The following is a 2079-nucleotide window of genomic DNA, read 5'->3' as shown; positions in this document are numbered from 1 at the left end:
TGCCCGTCGTACACGTGGCCGTGCAGCCGGATCGCGCCCGGGAAACCCGGCGGCACCAGGTCGGCGCCGCCGTCGTAAGGCAGGGCGTAGTGGAAGAACGGCCCGACGGTCTGGCCCGGCGTCGTCATGCGTCCACCTCCGGGGTGCGGTGGCCGCCGGTGAGCACGATGTCCCAGCGGTATCCGGTCGACCACTCCGGTGCGGTCACCTCGTGGTCGTAGGTGGCGATCAGCCGCGCACGGGCCCTCGCGTCGGTGATCGACTGGTAGATCGGGTCGAGCGGAAAGAGCGGGTCGCCCGGGAAGTACATCTGGGTGACCAGCCGCTGGGTGAAGTCGGTGCCGAACAGGGAGAAGTGGATGTGCGCCGGGCGCCAGGCGTTGAGGTGGTTGCGCCACGGGTACGGGCCGGGCTTGACGGTCTGGAAGCGGTAGTTGCCGTCCGCGTCGGTCAGGCAGCGGCCCGCGCCGGTGAAGTTCGGATCCAGCGGCGCCGGGTGCTGGTCGCGCTTGTGGATGTACCGGCCGCCGGCGTTGGCCTGCCAGATCTCCACGAGCTGGTGCCGGACCGGGCGCCCGTCGCCGTCGGTGACCCGGCCGGTGACGACCATCCGCTCACCGATCGGCTCGCCGGTGTGCTGGATGGTGAGGTCCGCCTCCTCGGCGGCGACGTCCTGGTGCCCGAAGCACGGCGCCCACAGCTCGATCGTCTCCGGATCGGCGTGCACCATGCTCTTCGTCGGATGCCGCAGGAGGCTGCTGCGGTACGGCGGATAGTCCCGCCGCGGCTGCGGCACACCGGTGCCGGCATCGGCCGCCTCGAGCTTGGCGATCTCGGCGCTGATCTCCGCCTGCGTCTCGGTCACGTTCCGGACGTTAGGGCGGCGCCCGTCCGCGGGCGACTTTTGCCTTCCGTCCAGTGAAAGGGTGGCAGGATGTGCGGGTGGCCGGGAACAGCGCGCAGCCCAGGGTCAGCGTGACCTCGCGGGTGCTGGCGCTGCTGGCCGCATTCGACGACGATCACCGCAGCCTGAGCCTGACCGAGCTGGCGCAGCGCGCGGACATCCCGCTGGCCACCGCGCACCGGCTGGTCGGCGAGCTGGCGCGCGGAGAGGTGCTGGTCCGGCGGCCGGACGGGGCGTACGTGGTGGGTCGCCGGATGTGGGACCTGGGGCTGCTCGCGCCGGTGGAGACCGGGCTGCGGCACGCCGCCTCGCCGTTCCTGCACGACCTCTACGGCGCCACGCTCGCCACCGTGCACCTGGCGGTGCGCGACGGGACGTCGGTGCTGTATGTCGAACGGGTCTCCGGGCACGCCTCCGTGCCGGTGGTCAGCCAGGTCGGGTCGCGGCTGCCGATGCACGCTACCGGGGTGGGCAAGGTGCTCCTCGCGTACGCGCCGGAGGACGTTCGGGCCGAGGTGCTGGGCAACCTGACCAGGGTCACGCCGTACACGGTGACCCAGCCCGGCCGGCTGCTCGACCAGATCCGCCGCGTGCACAGCGACGGGTACGCGACCACCAGCGAGGAGATGAGCCTGGGCGCCTGCTCGGTGGCGGTGCCGGTGCGCTCCGGCGGCGAGGTGGTCGCCGCGCTGGGGATCGTGGTGGCCGGCTTCCAGCGCGACAAGGCCCGCCTGGTGTCGGCGCTGCAGGTCGCCGCCCACGGCATCGGGCGCACCCTGCTCTGATTCCATTCAGCGGAAGCCCCCGCTTGCCGCTTCGGTGCGGCGGCCGTTTGCTGGCGGCATGCGTACCGAGGTCGCGGTCATCGGCGCGGGCCCGGCCGGCCTGCTGCTCGCCCACCTGCTCACCAGGGCAGGCGTCGACGTGGCGGTGATCGAAACCCGGTCCCAGGAGTACGTCGCGTCCCGCATCCGGGCCGGCATCCTCGAGCAGTCCTCGGTGGACGTGCTGACCGAGGCTGGGCTCGGGTCCCGGCTGCGTGCCGAGGGCGACCCGCACCGCGGCATCTATCTGCAGTGGCCGGGGGAGCGCAAGCACCTCGACTTCGTCGACCTGATCGGCCGCGGGGTCTGGGTCTACGGCCAGACCGAGGTGCAGAAGGACTTGGTCGCCGC

General features: G+C 72.3%; 3 protein-coding genes. 2 read left to right on the top strand and 1 reads right to left on the bottom strand.

What is annotated here, in order from left to right; all coding sequences use genetic code 11:
- Positions 1-124: 124 nt before the first annotated feature.
- Positions 125-865: a protocatechuate 3,4-dioxygenase subunit beta gene (pcaH, locus tag AB0M20_RS21150; protein WP_364300561.1), complete on the bottom strand. Its 741-nt coding sequence runs from the start codon at positions 863-865 to the stop codon at positions 125-127.
- A 77-nt stretch (positions 866-942) separates the two neighbouring features.
- On the opposite strand from pcaH, the gene AB0M20_RS21145 reads away from it, so the two are divergent.
- On the top strand, positions 943-1689 hold the full coding sequence (locus tag AB0M20_RS21145) for an IclR family transcriptional regulator (protein WP_364300559.1): 747 nt from the start codon (positions 943-945) through the stop codon (positions 1687-1689).
- Positions 1690-1747: 58 nt separating this feature from the next.
- Positions 1748-2079 (top strand): FAD-dependent oxidoreductase (locus AB0M20_RS21140; protein WP_364300557.1); only part of this gene is annotated, 332 nt, incomplete at its 3' end.

Source organism: Actinoplanes sp. NPDC051633, assembly GCF_040681735.1.
Classification (GTDB): Bacteria; Actinomycetota; Actinomycetes; order Mycobacteriales; family Micromonosporaceae; genus Actinoplanes.
Note: the sequence above shows the minus strand (reverse complement) of the source record. Positions and strands in the feature narration are given on the sequence as shown.